Source organism: Streptomyces sp. NPDC020192 (assembly GCF_044388685.1).
GTDB lineage: Bacteria > Actinomycetota > Actinomycetes > Streptomycetales > Streptomycetaceae > Streptomyces.
In genome coordinates this window covers 1-1,609 of record NZ_JBIRXG010000124.1, presented here as the reverse complement: position 1 = coordinate 1,609, position 1,609 = coordinate 1, and the positions used below count along the sequence as shown (strand labels likewise).

The 1,609-nt window shown below is 65.3% G+C and carries 1 protein-coding gene and 1 pseudogene; both read right to left on the bottom strand.

What is annotated here, in order from left to right; genetic code table 11:
- On the bottom strand, positions 1 to 1,139 hold a 1,139-nt coding region (gene treS, locus ACH47Z_RS47170; RefSeq protein WP_399086839.1), incomplete at its 3' end, for a maltose alpha-D-glucosyltransferase.
- Positions 1,136 to 1,609 (bottom strand): annotated as a pseudogene (locus ACH47Z_RS47165) (alpha-1,4-glucan--maltose-1-phosphate maltosyltransferase); the annotation flags it as partial. The pseudogene ACH47Z_RS47165 and the gene treS, both read right to left, overlap by 4 nt.

Sequence of the window (1,609 nt, the reverse complement as noted above, 5' to 3'; positions counted from 1 at the left end):
GTGAACAGCTCGATCTGGTTGCGGTCGTTGTCGAGCAGCGGAGCCAGCCGCCGCCGGATGCCGATGTTGGCGCGCATCCGTGGGTCCTTGGCGTATTCGGCCCACATGTAGTCGCGTTCCTCGTCGGTGACCATCTCGAGGGTCAGCTCGTCGTGGTTGCGCAGGAAGATGCCCCACTGGCAGCCGGAGGGAATGGCCGGGGTCTTGGCGAGGATTTCCGAGACGGGGTAGCGGGACTCACGGCGTACGGCCATGAAGATGCGTGGCATGACGGGGAAGTGGAACGCCATGTGGCACTCGTCGCCGCCGGAGCTGTAGTCCCCGAAGTAGTCGACGACGTCCTCGGGCCACTGGTTGGCCTCCGCCAGCAGCACCTTGTCGGGGTACTGGGCGTCGATCTCCTTGCGCACCCGCCTCAGGAACTCATGGGTCGCCGGCAGGTTCTCGCAGTTGGTGCCCTCCTGCTGGTACAGGTACGGCACGGCGTCCAGCCGGAACCCGTCGATGCCGAGATCCAGCCAGAACTTCAGCGCGGAGATCATCTCCTCCTGCACCGCCGGGTTCTCGTAGTTCAGATCCGGCTGGTGCGAGAAGAAGCGGTGCCAGTAGTACTGCTTGCGTACGGGGTCGTACGTCCAGTTGGAGGCCTCGGTGTCGACGAAGATGATCCGGACGTCCTCGTACTGCTTGTCGTCGTCGGCCCAGACGTAGTAGTCGCCGTACGGGCCGTCCGGGTCGCGCCTCGACTCCTGGAACCACGGGTGCTGGTCGCTGGTGTGGTTCATGACGAAGTCGATGATGACGCGCATGCCGCGCTGATGGGCGGCGTCCACGAACTCCACGAAGTCGGCGAGGTCACCGAAGTCCGGGAGTACGGCGGTGTAGTCGGAGACGTCGTAACCGCCGTCCCTGAGCGGTGACTTGAAGAACGGTGGCAGCCACAGACAGTCCACGCCGAGCCACTGGAGATAGTCGAGCTTGGCGGTCAGGCCCTTCAGGTCGCCGATGCCGTCGCCGTTGCTGTCCTGGAAGGAGCGGACCAGGACCTCGTAGAAGACGGCGCGTTTGAACCACTCCGGGTCCCGGTCTTTGACGGGGGTGTCCTCGAAGGTGTCCGGAACGGGCTCATTGACGCTCATATGGTGGGTGACCCTCCGATCTGCGGGTTGGACGGTCGCAGGACTGTGAGGACGTGCGCGGGCCGATGACCCGGTTGGAGGCGCACATAGTTGGCCCTGCCCCAGTAGTAGGTCTCGCCGGTGAGCTCGTCGCGCACCGGCACGGACTCGTGCCAGTCCAGGCCGAGTTGCGGCATGTCCAACGAGATCGTCGCCTCCTGGGTGTGGTGGGGGTCGAGGTTGGCGACCACCAGAACCGTGTTCGACCCGCTGCGCTTCGAGTAGGCGATCACCGCGTCCTTGTCGGCGTGGTGGAAGTGCAGATCGCGCAGTTGGCGCAGGGCGGGGCTGTGCCGTCGGACGCGGTTGAGCGTGGCGATGAGGGGGGCGATGCTACGGCCCTCCCGTTCGGCCGACTCCCAGTCGCGGGGCCTGAGTTGGTACTTCTCGGAGTCGAGGTACTCCTCGCTGCCGTCCCTCAGCGGGGTGTT